The sequence below is a fragment of the Gluconobacter cerinus genome, assembly GCF_002723935.1.
In the GTDB taxonomy this organism is placed as follows: Bacteria; Pseudomonadota; Alphaproteobacteria; order Acetobacterales; family Acetobacteraceae; genus Gluconobacter; species Gluconobacter cerinus.
Window position 1 is genome coordinate 649869 of record NZ_BEWM01000002.1, and the last position, 18970, is coordinate 668838.

Genomic DNA, 18970 nt, shown 5'->3' on the forward strand with positions numbered 1-18970 from the left:
TTAATCCTGCCTCCTGCTGTCTTCCTGCCCTGATGGGCAGGAAGACAGTATGCTCATGGGGCTTTGGGTAATGCAAAGGCCACGACTTCATCGCTGTTGCGTGTTTTCAGCCCGCCATGGCCACCCACAGCCAGCACGACATATTGCCGGCCGTCTTCGCCCATATAGGTCAGCGGCGTGGCATTGCCGCCGGCATCCAGTTCTGTCTTGAAAAGCGTATGGCCGTCATGCCCATCAAGAACATGGAAGCTTTGATCGGCCAGCGCCCCCATGAATACCAGACCATTCGGCGTGGTCACGCTGCCGCCCATGGAGAAGACGCTGGTAGGCAGGCCAACGGGCATCCGCAGCATGTTCGTCGGGCCAACATTCTTCGTTGTGCCCAGAGCCCGCTCCCAGATGACCCGACGGTGAACAAGATCAATCGCCTGCATCTTGCCCCAGGGCGGTGCGAGGCAAGGGGCACCAAACGGGCCAAGCCATGGCTTCACGACGGCCGCGAAGGGCAGGCCATGCTGTGGGTTGTTTGTGAAAACAGGTTCTGGATAAGGCTGGGTCCAGTCATGCCAGGATTTGTAGAGCCCTTTGGCAAGAGCTTTTTCCTGCGGCACCAGCGTCATCAGGAACGGAATGAACGTGGTGTTGATATACATGACACCGTGCGTCGGATCGACGGTGCCGCCATACCAGTCTGCCACGCCATCAAACGCTGGAAAGCCTACGGTGCCCTGCTGGCTCGGTGGTGTGAAAAGGCCCTTGTCCCGCATGGAGCGGAAAGCAATGCGGCAGAACATCTGATCATACGGGGTTGCGCCCCACATATCGTCTTCCGTCAGATTAGGGCGGCGCAGATTGGGCATATCGACGGAGAGTGGCTGCGTCGGCGAATAGTGCTCGCCCGGCGTATCCCCGGCAGGTACGGGTGTTTCCTGAACGCGATAGAATGGGGCTCCGGTTCGACGGTCCAGCACGAAGAGTTCGCCCTGCTTGGTTGTTTGTACCAGGGCGGGCGTCAGGGTGCCGTGGGCATCTGGCAGATCTACTAACGATGGGCCGACGGGAAGGTCAAAATCCCACAGATCATGATGAACGGTCTGGAAATGCCAGCGCTCTTCGCCCGTCGTGATATCCAAGGCGACAAGGGAGCTGTCATACTTCTCGTCAAAGCTCCGGCGCTTGCCACCGAAATAGTCAGGCGTGGCAATCCCGAGCGGGACGTAAACCATGTTCAGCCCGGAATCGGCCGTATAAACACCCCAGCCATTGGCGGTGCCACGGGTAAAGACTTCGCCCGGATCCAGAGGTTTGTTGGTCGGTGTACGGCCCATGTCCCAGGCCCAGGCCAGTTGGCCCGTAATAGCATCAAAGCCACGAATAACGCCGGAAGGTTCGCCAACCGTCTGATCATCATAAACCCAGCCACTCGTCATGATGCGGTTATGCAGCACCATGGGGGGGGACGTGATGAAGTGAAAGCCGGGCGGAATGGCACCCATCCCACCCCGGAGATCCACAACGCCATGATCGCCAAAACTCTCACAGAGTTTTCCCGTGTCTGCATCGACTTCAAACAGGGTTGGAGGGGAGCTGGAGTTTGTTGAGACGATGCGATGGGCGCAATCCGTTCCCGGCGCATTGACGTAGGACACGCCACGGCAGGCCTGATAGATATTCTTGCCGAATTCCCCACCTGGCGAATATCGCCAGATTTCCTTTCCGGATGTTGCATCAAGCGCCACGACATCTCGGTGCGGCGTGCAGAAAAACAGCCGGTTGCCGATCTTGATGGGGGTTGCTTCAAAGCTGAATTCCCGCCCGCGGGAGTTCTCGCCCGCGCGTGGCAGATCCTTGCTGTGATAGACCCACGCCACTTTCAGATCGTGAGCGTTGGAAGCGTTGATCTGGGTGGGCATAGCAAAGCGGTCTCCGGCCGGAGTGCCGCCATAGAACTGCCAGTCATTGGCAGCCTGCTGGTCTGCGCCCGGAAGGGCCGCACCGGTCTCCCCGGGGAACGGATTGAACTGGTGGTCGCGTGAGGCGGTAATGTGCCAGCCGCAGGCAAACACGAAGACAAACAGTGCCGCGCAGAATGCCATGCCGCCTGCAACAACGGGTTTGTCGAAGGAGCGACCCTCCGTGCCCTGGAGCAGTCGTCCCGTAATCCATGGACTGAATACCCACAGGCCCATCCCTGCTGGCAGGGCAAGAGGCGGGAGAAGGCGCCAGCCATCAAGGCCCACGCGCCCCAATGCCCAAACAAGCGTATAAAGCAGGAGGGCGGCATAAACTGCGGAAGCACCGGGGTGAAGCCGGATCATCAGAATGCCGGACGCCACTATGAGGACGCCTGCGACGGCGTAGTAGAAAGAGCCTCCCAGCCCAATCAGCCAGAAACCGGGCAAGGCCAGACCCAAGCCGAGCAGAACGAGTAAGATGCCAGTTACAAGGGGCAGGAACGAACTGCGTCGAGGCGTAGGCGGCATGGAATTTTCCTTCGGGGTAACCGAAAGGATTAATCCCGCACGGGGGAGCGCAGTTTCCTAAAAAAGAAGATAGGGCGCTCTTTTACTCAAGACTGTTTCAGATCGACTTCAGTGCGCCACCATCAACACGGATCATGCTGCCGGTTATATAGGCAGCAGCCGTACTGGTGAGGAAAGCCGCGGTCGCGCCGAACTCTTCAACAGTCCCGTAACGTCCAACGGGGATATTGCGGGCCTTTTCTTCCTGAACGGCTTCCTGCGTTTTGCCCGTCTTGCGAGCTTCAGCCTCTGCCAGGAAATGGGTTCGATCCGTTGTGATATGGCCGGGCAGAAGCATGTTGACCGTCACGCCATGGGGCGCCACTTCCGTCGCAAGCGTTTTGGACCAGCCCGCGAGTGCCGAGCGTAATGTGACGGAGACGCCGAGCCTGATATTCGGCTCAACCACAACAGCCGAAGCGATGGTGAGGATGCGCCCCCACCGGCGCTCCTTCATACCGGGCAGTACCGCATCCGTAATCCTGAACAGGCTCAGAACCATGGTTTCAAACTGCTGTTTCCATGTGTGCCCGGAGATGCCCTCGACACCTGATGGAGAGGGGCCGCCAGTATTGTTTACGAGAATGGAAATATCCGGGTGCTGCGTACGGATGGCCTGAACGAATTCTTCGACGGAGGCGCTGTCCGACAGGTCAACTGGCAGTGTAACCGTCTGAACGCCGTGCTGACTGGCAATCGCTGTTGCCGCGTCTGTCAGCCTGTCACTGGCGCGCGCAGCCAGAACGATATGAACGCCTTCTGCTGCCAGTGCCTCCGCAACGCCCCGGCCCAGACCCGAAGATGCGCCAAGAACAAGAGCTTTGCGGCCTGAAATCTGGAGGTCCATATCAAAGTATCCTTAGGGGCGAGGTAAAATTGAGGAAGATGATCGGGGAACGATCAGCGCATCCCCGGCTGTTTCTTGACCATCTGCCAAAGCGTTTCCAGTGTTTCCAGATTTTGCTCGCCCATTGTTTTGCCCTCAGAGGCCAGGCTGGCTTCCATGGCTTCGAAACGGCGCGTGAACTTCCGGTTGCTGCGGCGCAATGCGGCCTCCGGGTCAATGCCCAGCTTGCGTGCCAGACTGGCGACAGTGAACAGGACATCCCCCAGTTCGTCTTCGATCCGGTCGCGGTCTCCGTCCAGTTCGGCTTTAAGTTCGCCAATTTCCTCCTGAACCTTTTCCAACACGCCCGACGCATCATCCCAGTCGAACCCGACGCGCGCTGCACGGCGGCACAGCTTGGCGGCTCTGACCAAGGCGGGCAGGTGCTGGGCCACACCAGCGAGTGCGCCATATTCTGCTTTGGCGTGGCGCTCGGTTTCTTTCGTGCGTTCCCACAGGTCTTCGTCGTGTTCTACATCGCTGAAGATGTTGGGATGGCGGCGGACCATCTTGTCAGCGATCTTTCCAGCAACGGTTTCGAAGTCAAATTGGCCCTTTTCTTCAGCCATTTGAGCTTGGAACACGACTTGTAGCAGCAGATCCCCGAGTTCATCCGGCAAGGAATCACTGTCATCCCGGGCGATGGCATCCATCACCTCATACGCTTCTTCTATGGCGAAGGGCGCAATGGTTTCGGGTGTCTGTGCCACGTCCCACGGGCAACCGCTCTGCGGGTCGCGCAGGCGCTTCATGATGTCCAGAAGGCGGTCAATCTGACGGACGGGGTGGGTCTGGGTCATAACAGCTCCTGGGTAATGATCTGGCGTCTGGCCTGACCCAAAAGCATACTCTTTCGTTGCACAGACAGAAAGCACAGAGCGCACGAACCGCTCTCACGGGATGACAGCACCAAGGGTAACGCGATAAGAAGGCCAGCCCGGCTGCTTGGACAGGCCGGACATTTTTTGCAGACCGGATTTTAAATACATGGCCAGGATCTTTATCGACGGAGAAGCAGGAACCACGGGGCTTGGCATACGCCAGCGTATCGAGGCCCTGCCGGAAAGTTACGGTTTCGAACTGCTATCGATTGATCCGGCTCTGCGAAAAGATGCTGAGGCACGGCGTGCCCTGCTGGCGCAGGCGGATATTGCCATTCTCTGTCTGCCAGACGATGCCGCGCGTGAAACTGTTGCTCTGGCAGAGGGTCTGAACGTCCGTATTCTGGATGCCAGTACGGCGCACCGGATTGCCGATGGCTGGGTTTATGGTCTGCCGGAACTGGATGAAGATCAGGGCGCTCTGATCCGCGGTGCGACCCATGTTGCGAATCCTGGCTGTTATCCGACGGGTGCAATTGCACTGTTGCGGCCGCTGGTTCGCGCTGGCCTTGTCCCAGCAGATCACTCCATCTCCATCAATGCCGTTTCGGGTTACAGTGGGGCAGGGCGCTCCGCGATCGAGGCGCATGAACGGGATGGCGGCCCGGCATTCTTTCTTTACGGGCTGACGCTGGAACACAAACATCTTCCAGAAATCCAGCACTACTCCGGCCTGACGCGCCAGCCGGTGTTCGTACCGTCTGTAGGGCACTTTCCGCAGGGCATGATTGTGTCCATCCCGCTTCACCTTGCGGATCTGCCCGGCCATCCGACGCCGCGCGATCTGGAGGCGACGCTTGAAAAAGCTTATCGCGGGTGTGACCATGTCCGGGTTCTGCCGTCTGAACCCAAACTCCTGGCAGATGCGCTGGCCAATACGGACAATATGGAGCTCCGTGTGCACGGCAATGCGCAGGGAGAAAAAGTGGTTCTGACCGCGCGTCTCGATAATCTGGGCAAAGGAGCCTCTGGCGCTGCGATCCAGAATCTGCTTTTGATGCTGGGTCTCTGATTTTCCACGGTTTGGGATTTTTTTTTCACGGTCTGGTCCTTTGCTCAGGAATGCACTAGGGTCTGGGCCGTTCGCGCGAGAGTGGCGGAACGGTAGACGCAGTCGGCTCAAAATCGACCGCCGAAAGGCATGGGGGTTCGAATCCCCCCTCTCGCACCACAAACCGGGCGCACCAGTCTGGCTGCACCCGAGGACCGTTTAGCCCGGAACGAGCATGTCCAAGCCGACTGTCAGACCTTCCCGCCCGTTCTTTTCCTCTGGTCCGTGCGCAAAACGCCCTGGCTGGTCCCTCTCGGCTCTGGATCAGGCCCTGGTGGGACGGTCACATCGTGCCCCTGAAGGCCGTGCGCGCCTAAAGGAAGTCATCACCCGCTCAAAAAATATCCTAGGCATTCCCGCAGACTGGCGTCTGGCTGTTGTTCCGGCTTCGGACACCGGTGCGGTTGAGATGATTCTCTGGGCGATTGCCGGTGAGCGCGGCATGGATGTGCTGTCTTTTGAAAGTTTTTCCGGAACATGGGCGCAGGATCTGCGGGACGTTCTGAAAATCGAAGATCTCCGCGTGCTGGACGCGCCTTATGGAGAGCTTCCGGATCTGGCGGCTGTAGACTGGTCCCGCGATGTCGTCCTGACCTGGAACGGTACAACGTCAGGCGTTCGCATTCCGAATGCAGAGGCTATTCCCGTCGAGCATGACGGTTTGATCATCTGTGATGCAACATCCGCTGCTTTCGCCATGGACCTTCCGTGGGATCGTCTGGATGTTGTCACTTGGTCCTGGCAGAAGGCCCTCGGCGGCGAAGCGGCTCATGGCATGGTGGCCATCAGCCCCCGTGCTGCCGCTCGTCTGACAGAGGCATCCCCACGTCCGCTGCCCAAAATTTTCCGTCTGACGGGAAAGAAGGGCCTGCTGGAGGCTGTGTTTGAAGGGGATACCATCAACACGCCCTCCATGCTGTGCGTCGAAGATGCGCTGGATGGTTTGCGGTGGGCAGAATCTGCGGGTGGTCTCCCTGCTCTCAAGGCGCGCTCGCAAGCCAGTCTGGCCGTCGTAGCGGAATGGGTGGAAAAGACGGATTGGGTGTCCTTTCTTGCGTCTGATCCCGCAACGCGGTCCTGCACGTCAATCTGCCTAAAAATCGTAGCACCCTGGTTCGAGGCCTTGGCGCCTGAAGCCCGGGCCAAGGCCGTCAAGCACTTGACCGGGCTGGTCGCGCAGGAAGGTGCAGGCTATGACCTCGCGTCTTATCGAGACGCCCCTGCTGGTTTGCGGATCTGGGGAGGAGCCACCGTTGATGCAGCGGATATTCAGGCTCTCCTACCGTGGCTGGACTGGGCGTATGAGTGCACGCGCGAGGAGTTTGCTGCATGAGCCTGTATTCCGAGACCCCGAGCGCTGCCCTTCTGCCGTCTGGCTTCTCCGACCTTCTTCCGGGTGAAGCCGAAGCTGAGGCGCGGGGTATTGCCTGCGTCATGGAAGCCTTTTCCCGGCATGGTTATGAGCGTGTACGCCCGCCCATGCTGGAGTTTGAAACCTCCCTTCTGAATGGTTCAGGCGGTGCGCTCTCCACTCAGACGTTCCGTCTGATGGACCCAAGTTCTCATCGTATGATGGCTCTTCGGCCAGACATGACGACGCAGATTGCCCGTATCGCCAGCGTCCGCCTTCAGGATGCACCGCGCCCGCTGCGTCTCTCTTATTCCGGAAGCTGTATCGTCATCGGTACTCCGGGACGTGAAGCTGACCGTCAGGTTTCCCAGGCTGGTATCGAACTGATCGGCCCGGATTCCGCACAGGCTGATGCTGAAGTAGTGGCGCTGGGCGCCAGAGCACTTGAGGAACTGGGCATCAAGGGTGTGTCCTTTGACCTCTCGATGCCAGCTCTGGCTCTGGGCCTGATCGAGACTGCCATTCCTGAAGCGGACCGGGAAGATCTGATCCAGGCGCTGAACCGCAAGGATGCAGCATCTGTTGCTGAACTGGGCGGCTCAATCGCGGACACTCTGGCGGTTATGCTTCAGGCCGCAGGTCCTGCCAGTCGCGCGCTTGATCTGCTCGCTTCTCTCGATTTTCCGGCTTCCGTCCGTCCGCATTTCGAGCGTCTGGTTGCCTCCGTTGCCGCTATTCGCGAGCGCGCACCGTCCTTGCGTCTGACGGTAGATCCCGTGGATTTCCGCGGATGGCAGTATCATACCGGACTATGCATCACGGTCTTTTCCACCACCTCGCGTGAAGAACTGGGTCGTGGTGGACGGTATATTGCGGGTCAGGAGCCAGCCTGTGGTTTGACGTTGCGTCCGCAGGCGCTGTTGCGTGCGGCTCCTGTGCCTCCGTCCCGTCCGCGGTGCTATGTGCCCGTTCGGCTGGAGGATGAGGCCATGGCAGCCCTCCATGCTCAAGGTTTTGCGACGGTTTCTGCACTTGAAGTAGATGCAGAGCCTGATGCCGAAGCGCGCCATCTGCGCTGCACCCATGTCTGGCGGAATGGCGCAGCGCACGCGCTCTGACCCCCAGTTTTTTCTAATTTCTGCTCTGCATACCAAGTTGAGGAAGCCAGCTCATGTCCAACGTCACCGTGATCGGAACCCAGTGGGGGGACGAGGGTAAAGGCAAGATCGTGGACTGGCTTGCCAGCCGCGCTGATATCGTTGTCCGGTTTCAGGGTGGTCACAACGCCGGTCATACGCTGGTTGTCGGTGATCAGGTCTACAAGCTGTCACTGCTGCCATCAGGTCTCGTGCGTGGGCAGATTGGCGTGATCGGCAATGGCGTTGTCATTGATCCGAAGGCGCTGATGTCTGAAATTGACCGCGTAACGGCGCAGGGCCTGAAGGTCACGCCGGAAACGCTGTGGATTGCCGAGAATGCTCCGCTGATCCTCCCAGTCCATGGTGCGCTGGATCGTGCGCGTGAAGCTGCTCGCGGTGATCGCAAGATCGGCACAACGGGCCGCGGTATCGGCCCGGCTTACGAAGACAAGGTTGCCCGTCGCGCCATTCGTGTCTGTGATCTGGCCGAGCCGGAGACGCTGGACTGGAAGCTGGACGAAGTCCTGCTGCACCACAACACGTTGCTGGCGGGTCTGGGTGCTGAGACTTTCACGAAGGAAGAGCTCAAGGACTTCCTGACGGAATTCACGCCGCGCCTCATGTCCTTTGCCTGCCCGGTCTGGGACCGTCTGGACGAAGCGCGTCGTGCTGGTCGTCGTATCCTGTTCGAAGGTGCGCAGGCCGTCATGCTGGACGTCGATCACGGCACCTATCCGTTCGTGACGAGCTCCAACACGGTTGCTGCGGTTGCTGCGTCTGGCAGTGGTGTCAGCCCGTCTTCCATCGGCTTCGTTCTGGGTATTGCCAAGGCATACACAACCCGTGTGGGCGAAGGTCCGTTCCCGAGCGAACTGTTCGATGACGTTGGCCGCACGATCGGTGAGCGTGGTCATGAGTTCGGCACGGTTACTGGCCGTCCGCGTCGTTGTGGCTGGTTCGACGCGGTCATGCTGCGTCGTGCAGCGCGTGTGGGCGGCGTCACGGGTATTGCCCTGACGAAGCTGGACGTGCTGGATGGTCTGGAAGAAATCTCGATTTGCGTTGGCTATGAGCTGGACGGCAAAAAGATCGATACCTTCCCATCCGCTCCGGGTGCACAGGCTCGCGTAAAGCCGATTTACGAGACAATGCCAGGCTGGCAGGAAACCACAGCGGGTGCCCGTTCGTGGGGTGAGCTGCCGGCACAGGCCATCAAGTATGTTCGTCGCATTGAAGAGCTGATTGAAGCTCCGGTTACGCTGCTGTCCACCAGCCCGGAGCGTGATGACACGATCCTGATGCGTGACCCGTTCGAAGACTGAGTTTTTTCTGAACAGGAAACCGCCTGTCCGTTAACGAAGCCTCAATTCCTGTCCGGCATAGAATGTCAGACAGGAATTTGATGGAACGGACATGGATTACACTCAGGGAGATGACAGCCCCGAACTGCTGATCGCAGACCGTTACCTGGTGAATACGAGCCAGAAACAACCTGACCTCAGCGGCTGTCCTGCCTGGGTGGCTCAGGATATTACGGCCACAGGTTCAACCTGGCTGGCTCTGGCACCGTCCATGCCATCTCCCCATTTCTCTGATCTTATGTTTTTCCGACATGAGAGTGTTATCGGCCTGCATGCTCATGAATATCATGCAGGCTCGCTCTGGGTGCTATGTCCGCACCCTCCCGGACCGTCCCTGAAAGACAATCTGGGTGTCTGGTCTGAAAGCCAGATTATTGAAGGGGTTATACGCCCTATTGCCGATGCTCTTGAGAAGCTCTCCTCCATGGGGCTGACCTGTCGCGGGATCCGGCCAGATAATCTGTTTGTTGGGCAGGGGCTGCATCAGGTGGTCGTTGGCCCGCTGGGGGTTGCCTGTAATGCAGAAGCGCAGCCTGTCCTGTTCGAGCCTTTGTCTTCCGCAGTCTGTCATCCAACGGCGCGGGGAGGCGGGACGATTGCCTGTGATATCTTCTCATTGGGAGTACTGGTTCTCTCCCTTTGCATCGGGGAACTGCCCCTGAGGGGCATGTCAGATAACGAAATTCTGCAACGACGTTTTGAGGTGGGTTCTGCTGAGGCCTACATGCAGGGGCATAATGTTCCCGCAGGTCTGGTCTCCCTTCTGGAGGCCATGCTTTCAGACAGGCCCGAAAACAGACCCTCTCCCAATGACCTTATAACGATTGCGCCGAGCAAGCTGTTTTCAATTCGGCCAGATATTCCCGCGCGCTCGCCTCTGGTCATTGGCGGTGTGGAGGTCAGAACACCACAGGCACTGGCATGGTATGCCGGGACATATCCTAATGAGTTCCTGTCTCTGCTTCAGCGAAAAATTGTCAGCCAATGGTTACATCGAGAGCTGGAGCTGTCGGTCATGTCCAGCCTGATCGAACAGGCTGGAATTGCGTTTTTGCCATCCAGCGGAAACAAAGCCGTAGACCCGACGACAATGGTTGTGACACGGGCCATTGCCATTCTGGACTCTGCCGCTCCAATGTTCTGGGCCGGACACTGGTTCTGGCCATCCGCCATTCCTCATATGTTGGCGTGTGCCGAAGCCGGACGGTTCCCGCCTGAAGAGCAGCGCAATATTCGTGGGATAGCGGGCTTCCTGATGACGAGCCCAGAAGTGTTTGATGTTCCTTCGCTGCCCGCATTGCAGGCAAAGCAGATCAATGATCTCGCGACTGATGCCCGGCGAACAGGTGCAAAGGGAATGGAGCAGATCCGTCGTGTACCTTACGACGTGAATGTCTATCAGCCCTGCCTGTCTTCTCGTTGCCTGAAAGAACGGATCTCGTTGTCAGCGGGTCTGTTGCAATGGCTGGATAGGCACGTTTCGGAACAGGAGCTTTCTGCCGACGACCTGGGGCGTTCAGGTTTTCTGGACGAGCAGATGCGGACTTTTCTGGAAAGTCATTGCGCGCGCCAGGGGATCATCCCACTTGCGCAGTCCCAGAAAGCGGGTCTTCCGTCCTGGCTTTCGGATCTGACATTGATGGCTGCGGCCCAGCGCCGTTTCGACAAGACACCCCTCAGTGCTGTGGCAAAGCGGGCGCTTTCCTTGCTGGAAAACGAGCTTAAGCAGTGGCGAAGCAAAACGACGAGAGCAAAGCGTCGTGCCCGGCTTTTTCAGCTGGCCGAAACGGGAAATCTTACGAAGTTTCTTGATAACGTCACTGACCCTGCGGGTTTGCAGTATGATCGCAAGCTGGCTCGGCAGGCTGAAGCAGAGATTGCACATCTTGAGAAAGTTCTGGAGCAGGAGCCTGTCCGCAAAGCTGTCCATGAAAAACAGGCCCGCAATGCTGGAGAGTTCTTCTCACTCTTGATCGGGATTGCTGTCGCGATGACTAGTATCTGGCTGGAGTTTTGTGAATGACCCGCCAGTCAGTGCGTTTGCGCGTGACAGAGGCGAGTTTCAAATGGTGGCACGGCCTCATTCTTGGCCTGCTTTTGGCATATGTGCCGGGCAGTCTGCTTGTGGGCGGTGTTCTGCTGCTGCCTCTGATCGTGCTTCGATTCATCGATCCGGATGCTGATCGGCAGCGGATCATGATTGTTCTGTTTTATCTGGGGGCTGTCATGGTTCATCCCTTGAGGGAAGCATGGTTGTCACATGGGGATTGGGAGGCCTGTACCCAGCAAATTATGCAGCCAATGCTGCTTGTGATGGACTGGATGGCCGTTGGTGTGGCGTGGCTGGTCGCTGAAGCGTCTGCCATTGGTGCCAGACTTTGGTATGCGGATTATGTTCGCAGAGAGCGCAGGGCCATCGAAAAGAAGATCGACGCCCTGCGAGAGGAATGGCTGACTTCAGACGGTGAGAGACAGCCCTGAAAGGGCCGGCTCTTCAATCTTCCGGGGTTTCTTCTTCTGAGGGGCTCTCGACAAGCCGGGAGGCAAGATCTCCCGTAGCTCCACCCACAAGACCGCGCGCATAATCCTGAGCTGAGAACGGGCGCAGGTCTTCGGCCTGTTCGCCGACCCCGACCATGTGCACGGGCAGTTTGAACTGTTCTGCTAGTGCGACCACAATTCCGCCGCGGGCAGAACCGTCCAGTTTGGTCACGATCAGGCCTGTCACGTTCACCAGCTCACGGAACACGCGCACCTGCTCAATGGCGTTCTGACCGGTCGTTGCATCCAGCACCAGCAATACGGAATGCGGGGCGGTTGGGTCGAATTTCTGCATGACGCGGATGATCTTGGCCAACTCTTCCATAAGCGCGCCCTTATTATGCAGGCGGCCGGCCGTATCGATGAAGAGAAGATCTTTGCCCTCTTCCGTCGCGCGTTTGATGCCGTCATAGGCAAGACCCGCAGCATCTGCTCCGTGTTTTCCCGCGATAACGGGCACATCTGAGCGTTGCCCCCAGACCTGAAGCTGTTCGACAGCCGCAGCACGGAAGGTATCTCCCGCCACGAGCATGACGGATTTGCCTTCTTCGCTGTAATGGCGGGCCATTTTGCCGATGGTTGTGGTCTTGCCTACACCGTTGACGCCCACCACGAGAACGACATGTGGCTTCTTCTTCGGATCAGGTTCAAACGGGATCGCAACGGGCTCCAGAACCCGTGCAATCTCTTCGGCCAGGGCATCGCGAATTTCGTCACTTGTGACGTCCTTACCAAAACGGGAGCTGCGAAAGCTCTCGATGACACGCTCTGCCACGACAGGCCCTAGATCTGCCGCGATCAGTTCGTCTTCGAGTTCTTCAAGAGCAGCATCGTCCAGCTTGCGATGCGTGAACACAGCTCCGAGACGTGAGCTCGAGCGTGAAAGACCCTGTTTGAGTCGTGAGAAAAATCCAGCCATTTACGGGAGTTCGGACAGGTCAGGCCCAACGTCAAGTCTGTAGCGTCGATTTCCTGAGAGTAAATGGGCTGTTGGGCGATTGTTTCACACATTTACAGTCTGACAGCCTTCTAGTTTTCTGTAAGGGCGTATGGTTCTTCATCCCGGTTTCGTGGCTTGCGCCATGCTTAGGAGTCATAATCTTCTTGTAGGAATCTGTTTTCAGGCTCCGTGAGGTGGCTGGATAAGCGCCCTAATATTGGCTAGCAGACGAATAGATGGATCGTTTGCGCCCTTGTTTCCCGAAGAGCCACGGCAGACCGAATTGATGCCTGCCGTGTGCTGAGCGGCATTATTTTTGTCAATCGGAACGGCCTGCGCGGGCCTAAAAATATGCGCTGCAAAAGACGCTTTATAACAGCGGGAAACATTGAGGCTACATGGGTGCTTCATGGGAGGAATGGCCTATCTGCCAAAAGGCAGCGCCGCAGACCATGGTGATTGATGCGGCTTCTCTCAAAATATACTGCACGGCTTTGAGCCCGTGCGTAAAAAAGAATTCAGGGCGACTGCCTTGCTGGGCAGCCTCTGTAAGGGAAGAATGGCTTTAGGCAGCCCAGGGTTATGATGCTGACTGGTTTTGGGGCTGTTCTGGAGTAAAAAGGGATAAACCCTTGCATTCTGGGACGAAGGTCTCTGGAAATCCGCATCGGGTACTATAAGCAACACAGATAAAAATGCCTTAATCGCATCGAAATCATGTTCTCAGGTCTCAAGGATTGGAGGCGTCTCGCAACGCACTATAATAGATGCCCGAATGTCTTCTTCTCAGGCATTTGTCTTTCTGCAACCGTCATGTTCGGACTATGTGTCTTGAGCTAGGTATTGGTGTCACCTTTTGGCCGTTGAAGTATCTGCCCGCATAGAATGCGTGTCCAGCCATCAGGGGGGGGGCTGGAGATCCGCTTTTTTCTTTATTGGTGTTGCGTTGCTTTGGCGCCCCCACCGAAATTGTATCTAGAATCTTGCCTGACTTTGGGTGCCCGGTGCGATAGGCCCGGACAACGCAAATAAAGACAGGTAGTTGTTGATCAGATATTCCGTGTGCTCGTTAGAAAGAGCCGCGTGTTCAACGTCTGGAACACTAGGATTTGAGCATCGGAACCAGATTAAAGGGGGGACATCAGCTTTTGCTCTCATCCGCATGAGCCATAGCTTTGTCTAGATTTAGGTCAAGATACCTTAAAATCCACAGTCCACAAGATGCCTAGAGCTGATTGTCAAGCCCACGCCAACGAGAAAGCCTCTTCTCAACATCAAAAAATGACTGTCTCATTTTATCCATCCAATCATCAAAGGAAAAATGAAATCATAGATACCTTCTAAAAACCAAAGGATTTTTTGAACCCTCTAGTTAGCGACTCTTGCGATGATCTTCCTGTTGAGGGATGATGTTTCATGCATCAAAATCGTCAAACTCTTCTGCAACTCTTTCTAACCCAGCTTCGGGTTATCGGCGCCTTGATGCTGCGCGAATTGCATACACGATTCGGACGTGAAAATCTCGGATATCTTTGGATCGTAGGTGAGCCGATCCTTTTCTGTGCAGGCGTCGCCATCGCTTGGACAGCCATCCGCCCCTCATACGAACATGGCCTACAGACTACAGCTGTTGTAATTACAGGCTATGTCCCCCTGACGATGTGGCGGCACTGCCTAGCAAGTTCCGTTCGGGCATTTGAAGCGAACGGAAGTTTACTCTTTCATCGACAAGTAACGCCTCTTGACATCATTACGGCTAGAAGCATTCTCGAAATAGCAGGAACGATCATTGCAGGGGTTATCGTTTGCTCGGGGGCAATGTTGCTAGGGTATATGACGCCCCCGAAGGATTACGGACTTCTTTACATAGGAATTTTTTACCAAAGCCTTTTTTCTTATGCGACGGCTTTGCTTGTCGCCGCTCTGAGCCAACGATCAGAATTAGTCGAAAAATCTATAACTGTTTTTTCTTATCTTTCTTTGCCGTTTTCTGGTGCTTTTATTTTGGAAAGCTGGCTGCCGCTTAAGGCAAGGAACCTTCTTCTCTGGTCTCCATCAGTCAATAATATTGAAATGATTCGTGGTGGGCAATTCGGAAATAATATTCATCCATACTACGACATGGTTTATAATTCATACGCAACAGCATTCATGCTTATTTTGGGAATTTCACTCACGCTTAGAAGTAGAAAATACATTAATGTCCAGTGATTTTCTGAGAAAGGATCTTCAATTTATTAGGGTATTTTTATTCGTATTTGGTTGGTGAGTAACATCGGTTATTCCTCTTTTCAGGGAGCGGGTTTGCAGATCCGTTGAAAGGATCGTCCCGCCTTCCTGTCGCATCGCCTGCGTAACCCCTCTTGACCAGTGGATATACTGGCTCGTGCAGTAGTCTCTTCTGAATGTTCGAATGGATCGAAAGTTTCAAGGAGAACTCTTCACAAGGTGTAATACGTTAGCGTGGTAAAAAATATATTCTCCTGATGGAATAAAGGGTGGGGAAGCTACGTTGCCTTCCTGTGATGTTTGAGGCAAAGCAGACCTATGGCTAAATTGTTCATCACCTCGTCTTCCAGATCCGATGCAAAATTTGGGCTTAGCATCAGACAGATAAGTGCCTGGGCCAAGCGTCGCGTGGTTTTTCTCATGATGGTGATTCTGCCGACGCTGTTGGCTATTATCTATTATGGCCTTATCGCGTCTCCTCAATATGTCTCGCAGGCCGATTTCGTCGTTCGCGGGCAGGCGCCGCAGACCCCAGGGCTGCTGGCGGGGATTTTGTCTTCTGGCGGCGCAGCAGGTGGTAGCGAGGACACGTATGCCGTCCAAGACTACGTCATGTCGCGCGACGCAGCGCAGCTTTTGCTGAAAACGCAGGATCTCGCTAATGTTTTCGACATTTCCGAGGCAGATGCTCTGGCGCGGTTTCCGAATTTCTATTCGGGGCGTACGTTCGAGCATTTCTATCGCTACTATAAGAGGCATGTGAAAGCCGAGCTCGATACGACGACCGGCCTTTCTACGCTTACTGTTCGCACCTTCGGGGCGGCGACTTCCCAACGTATTGCCCGCTCGCTCCTTACAGCCGCTGAGCAGCTTGTCAACGAGATGAATGCGCGACAGCGCGAAAATACCATTGCAGCATCTCTGCGCGAGCGAGATGCTGCCATCAGCCGTCTGCAGGCACTTAATACCCGGATCGATGCATATCGCAATCAGACAGGCTTGCTCGATCCACAGCGTCAGTCCCTGCCGCTTCTGACCGATCTTGCCGGTCTCGATACGGCGAGAATGACCACTCGCGTACAACTCGAGCAGCTTCGGCGCTCCACGCCCAGTAGCCCTTTGATCGAGGTGCTGACACGACGACTGAGTGCGCTGGATCAGGAGATTGCCAATTCGGCGACCAAGGTGACAGGCGACGGCAAATCATTCGTGCCGAAGATCAGCAAATATGAGGATCTGGTCTTTCAACGGCAGCTTTTGGAGCGGGAAGTCAGCGCGGCTGATGCGGCGCTCGACGCTGCACGAATTCAGGCCGACCGGCAGCAGCTTTATCTGGAAGAGATCTCCCAACCTGATCTGCCCGACTATCCCATCTATCCACGAAGTGTTGCAGACATCGCCATCGTTTTCGTAACCATGCTCGGATTGTATTTCATTGGTGCGTTACTGGTTGCAGGTGCCCGTGAGCATAAAAGCATGTGAAAGCTGACTGATGTTGCAATGCATTGATCTTATAAAGGACTATCCGGTCCATGGAGGAAGGCGCCGCATACTTAACGGCGTTAATTTCACCCTTAAAAAGGGCGAAAAACTCGGGATTCTTGGGCGTAACGGTGCAGGAAAGTCGACTTTGATCCGCATCATTGGGGGGGTAGAGCACCTTACGGGGGGGAGAATCGAGCGGGATATGACTGTTTCGTGGCCCCTCGCCTTTGGGGGAGCGTTTCAGGGTAGCTTGAGCGGGTTAGATAACCTGAAATTTATTTGCCGGATCTACAATCTCGATTATGCGGATACCCGAGCTTTTGTGGATGATTTTGCCGAACTTGGGCATCAGCTTACCGAGCCTGTCAAAACTTATTCGTCAGGAATGCGGGCACGATTGGCTTTTGCCCTTTCGATCGTCATCGAGTTCGACTGTTATTTGATAGACGAAGTAATAATGGTTGGAGATGCGCGTTTCCATGCGCGTTGCCAGGAAGAACTCTTTGGGAAGCGCGATGAACGGGCAATGATCGTTGTCTCACACGATATGGGTTTTATGAGAGAGACGTGCAACCGAGTTGCAGTTCTTGATCAGGGGGAACTGACTCCTTACGATAGCATGGATGAAGCCATTTCTACCTACGAATCTCTGTAGTGAATGTCTTTAGTGAGGTTTTTGCATGGCGGTGGGATGGACATGGAATGTGAGGAGAGCGACGCTAAAATAACCAGACATTTTTCTTGCAGCGGTCTGTGACGATATATGGCTTTTTAATTGAAGCCACTGTTGCTCCGTTTGATCGAGGTAAGATCTTTTTATATCTTCTAGGGTGCTTCAAAAGTCACAATTTCTCAGAAGGATTCAAGTGAATTCTCTGGTGGGTTCCAATGCGTCAAGTTATTCGGACCATAAAACCGGCTGTTTCATTTTCTCGTTCTTTGTTGTGTCCTAAAGAATGGAATAACGGGGCTTATTTTATATTTAAAGGATTTTTCAAACCCTTCACCTGTTGCAACAAGTGGAAAACCAGACCAGAAAGAGTACATGATCGTATATCCCAAGCAACGAGCTGCTATGCCGACTAATTCTCTTATAGGTTCTTCCCGGTGTTCCAGCGTTCTTGGCCTGTCGCAGGTGGCGCTTCTTCTGATACTTGGTGGGTGCTCGGCACTTCCTGACAGTGGTCCGACAGAGCGTGGCGTGCTTTCAGAAGCCCGGGATACGAAACGAAATCCGCTTGATTTTGCGGTTGTACGTCTGTCTCCCGATGTTGCAGCTATTCTGGCGGCTGAGGTGACACCACTCGTTTCGAGCCTAGATACGGCAAATAACCCACCAGCTCATAACGACCGGATCGGCGCTGGTGACGTTCTTACGATAGCGGTTTTTGAGCTCGGCAATGGACTGTTCTCCTCCAGCGGTTCAATGTCGGCGGCAGGACAGAGTGGCGATGTCGGGGCGATCTCGCATGGAACAACGGGCGTCACGACGTCTAATCTACCTCCCACAGAGGTCGAGTCGGACGGGACGATCGCCATTCCGTATGCCGGTCGTTTGTATGTTTCGGGTCTTACGCCTCAGCAAGCCGCCGCGTCGATCCGAGCACGCCTTATTGGCAAATCACAGAATGCGGAAGTCATGGTTCGCATCGCCAGCGATATTTCCAATACCGTTATCGTGTCTGGCTCGGTCCATCATCCGGGGCGCGTCGTGCTGAGTACGGCGCAGGAACGACTATCGGATGTAGTGGCCATCGCCGGAGGCGCGATGTATCCGCCGGAGGATACGCAAATTCAGGTTGTGCGCGGCAATCGTGCTGCCCAGACGGATCTGGGAACGCTGGAAACATACCCTGCTGAAGATCTTCGAGCCCGGCCAGGGGACCGCCTGCATGTCGTTTATCAGCCCCGGAGCTATACGGTATTTGGAGCTGCTGGCAAGCAAGCGACGGAAGTGCGTTTTGAAACGCCGCATGTCTCCTTAGCGGAAGCGCTTGCGCGTGTTGGGGGGCCTGCGGATGAGCGGGCGGACCCGAATGCTGCGTTTCTGTTCCGCTTCGAAACTCCTGAGACTGCGCGGCGGCTAGGTCTTACGACGGCTGCGACGCCGAAAGGCGTTCCTGTCGTGTATCAGGTCGATCTGATGAGCCCGACATCCTATTTTCTGACGCAGCAGATCCCGGTAAAAAGCAAGGATGTTCTCCTCGTCGCCAATGCACGAACGAACCGTTTCTACAAATTCAACCAGCTGATCAGCACGCTGGTTAGCCCAGCAATCACGGCGGCATGGATCGCCAAGTAACCCCCAGATGCTGCATCCTGTCCTGCCAGCGGAGTATGTCGGAAGTCCGGAAGGTAAGGGGTCACTGATGCGGTCTTTACTCTTTGTTTGTGATTTTCCGACAGATTTGATCGCCCCGTTGCGCTATCGGCAGCGCAACGGGGCCCGGCAGGTATGTGTGTGCACAGGCCTCTTTCGGGGATCTCACGTCGCGCGGGGGATGTCTGGTTGTCCTGCGGGCCATCTTTATTTCGAGAGGTCCATTCAGTTTCGTCCCTCTTTTCTTCCACGGCAATCACGAGA

The 18970-nt window shown here is 55.8% G+C and carries 14 protein-coding genes, 1 tRNA gene and 1 pseudogene; 12 read left to right on the forward strand and 4 right to left on the reverse strand.

The genetic code is table 11. The features are described from left to right. Positions 1–53: 53 nt before the first annotated feature. The 3 genes from GCE01_RS06940 to mazG all read right to left on the reverse strand — a co-directional run bounded on the left by GCE01_RS06940 (position 54) and on the right by mazG (position 4208). Positions 54–2483: a membrane-bound PQQ-dependent dehydrogenase, glucose/quinate/shikimate family gene (locus tag GCE01_RS06940; protein WP_099211882.1), complete on the reverse strand. Its 2430-nt coding sequence runs from the start codon at positions 2481–2483 to the stop codon at positions 54–56. 97 nt (positions 2484–2580) lie between these two features. Then, positions 2581–3369 (reverse strand): SDR family oxidoreductase, encoded by a 789-nt coding sequence (locus tag GCE01_RS06945; protein ID WP_099211884.1) that lies wholly within the window; start codon positions 3367–3369, stop codon positions 2581–2583. Positions 3370–3422: 53 nt separating this feature from the next. Next, a complete protein-coding gene (mazG, locus tag GCE01_RS06950; protein ID WP_099211886.1) occupies positions 3423–4208 on the reverse strand; it encodes a nucleoside triphosphate pyrophosphohydrolase in 786 nt (261 codons plus the stop codon). A 187-nt stretch (positions 4209–4395) separates the two neighbouring features. On the opposite strand from mazG, the gene argC reads away from it, so the two are divergent. From argC to GCE01_RS06985, 7 genes are all read left to right on the forward strand, one after another. After that, positions 4396–5301 carry an N-acetyl-gamma-glutamyl-phosphate reductase gene (gene argC, locus GCE01_RS06955; protein ID WP_046900824.1) on the forward strand — a complete coding sequence of 302 codons (906 nt, stop codon included), beginning with the start codon at positions 4396–4398 and terminating at the stop codon, positions 5299–5301. 75 nt (positions 5302–5376) lie between these two features. Next, positions 5377–5460 (forward strand) — tRNA-Leu (locus GCE01_RS06960). A gap of 55 nt (positions 5461–5515) precedes the next feature. Further along, positions 5516–6673: a phosphoserine transaminase gene (locus GCE01_RS06965; RefSeq protein WP_099211888.1), complete on the forward strand. Its 1158-nt coding sequence runs from the start codon at positions 5516–5518 to the stop codon at positions 6671–6673. Beyond that, on the forward strand, positions 6670–7809 hold the full coding sequence (locus GCE01_RS06970) for an ATP phosphoribosyltransferase regulatory subunit (protein ID WP_099211890.1): 1140 nt from the start codon (positions 6670–6672) through the stop codon (positions 7807–7809). The genes GCE01_RS06965 and GCE01_RS06970 overlap by 4 nt, the downstream gene beginning before the upstream one ends. A gap of 53 nt (positions 7810–7862) precedes the next feature. Continuing rightward, entirely contained in the window at positions 7863–9152 is a 1290-nt protein-coding gene (locus tag GCE01_RS06975; protein ID WP_046900827.1) for an adenylosuccinate synthase, read from the forward strand. Positions 9153–9243: 91 nt separating this feature from the next. Then, positions 9244–11214 carry a protein kinase domain-containing protein gene (locus GCE01_RS06980; protein WP_099211892.1) on the forward strand — a complete coding sequence of 657 codons (1971 nt, stop codon included), beginning with the start codon at positions 9244–9246 and terminating at the stop codon, positions 11212–11214. After that, a complete protein-coding gene (locus GCE01_RS06985; protein WP_086633341.1) occupies positions 11211–11672 on the forward strand; it encodes a hypothetical protein in 462 nt (153 codons plus the stop codon). Before GCE01_RS06980 ends, GCE01_RS06985 begins: the two co-directional genes overlap by 4 nt. 13 nt (positions 11673–11685) lie before the next feature. Here GCE01_RS06985 and ftsY read toward each other — a convergent pair whose 3' ends face one another. Beyond that, positions 11686–12651 (reverse strand): signal recognition particle-docking protein FtsY, encoded by a 966-nt coding sequence (ftsY, locus tag GCE01_RS06990; protein WP_046900830.1) that lies wholly within the window; start codon positions 12649–12651, stop codon positions 11686–11688. Positions 12652–12908: 257 nt separating this feature from the next. Between ftsY and GCE01_RS17450 the strand changes: the two are divergent. The 5 genes and pseudogenes from GCE01_RS17450 to GCE01_RS07015 all read left to right on the forward strand — a co-directional run. Next, positions 12909–13049, forward strand: a pseudogene (locus GCE01_RS17450) (IS5/IS1182 family transposase); the annotation flags it as partial. Positions 13050–14088: 1039 nt separating this feature from the next. Then, complete coding sequence (locus GCE01_RS07000) at positions 14089–14883, forward strand: ABC transporter permease (protein ID WP_099211894.1); 795 nt, start codon at positions 14089–14091, stop codon at positions 14881–14883. Between the two features lie 438 nt (positions 14884–15321). Beyond that, entirely contained in the window at positions 15322–16383 is a 1062-nt protein-coding gene (locus GCE01_RS07005; RefSeq protein WP_145995778.1) for a capsule biosynthesis protein, read from the forward strand. A 10-nt stretch (positions 16384–16393) separates the two neighbouring features. Continuing rightward, a complete protein-coding gene (locus GCE01_RS07010) occupies positions 16394–17041 on the forward strand; it encodes an ABC transporter ATP-binding protein (RefSeq protein WP_099211898.1) in 648 nt (215 codons plus the stop codon). A gap of 420 nt (positions 17042–17461) precedes the next feature. After that, on the forward strand, positions 17462–18688 hold the full coding sequence (locus GCE01_RS07015) for a polysaccharide biosynthesis/export family protein (protein ID WP_174694803.1): 1227 nt from the start codon (positions 17462–17464) through the stop codon (positions 18686–18688). Positions 18689–18970: the final 282 nt, after the last annotated feature.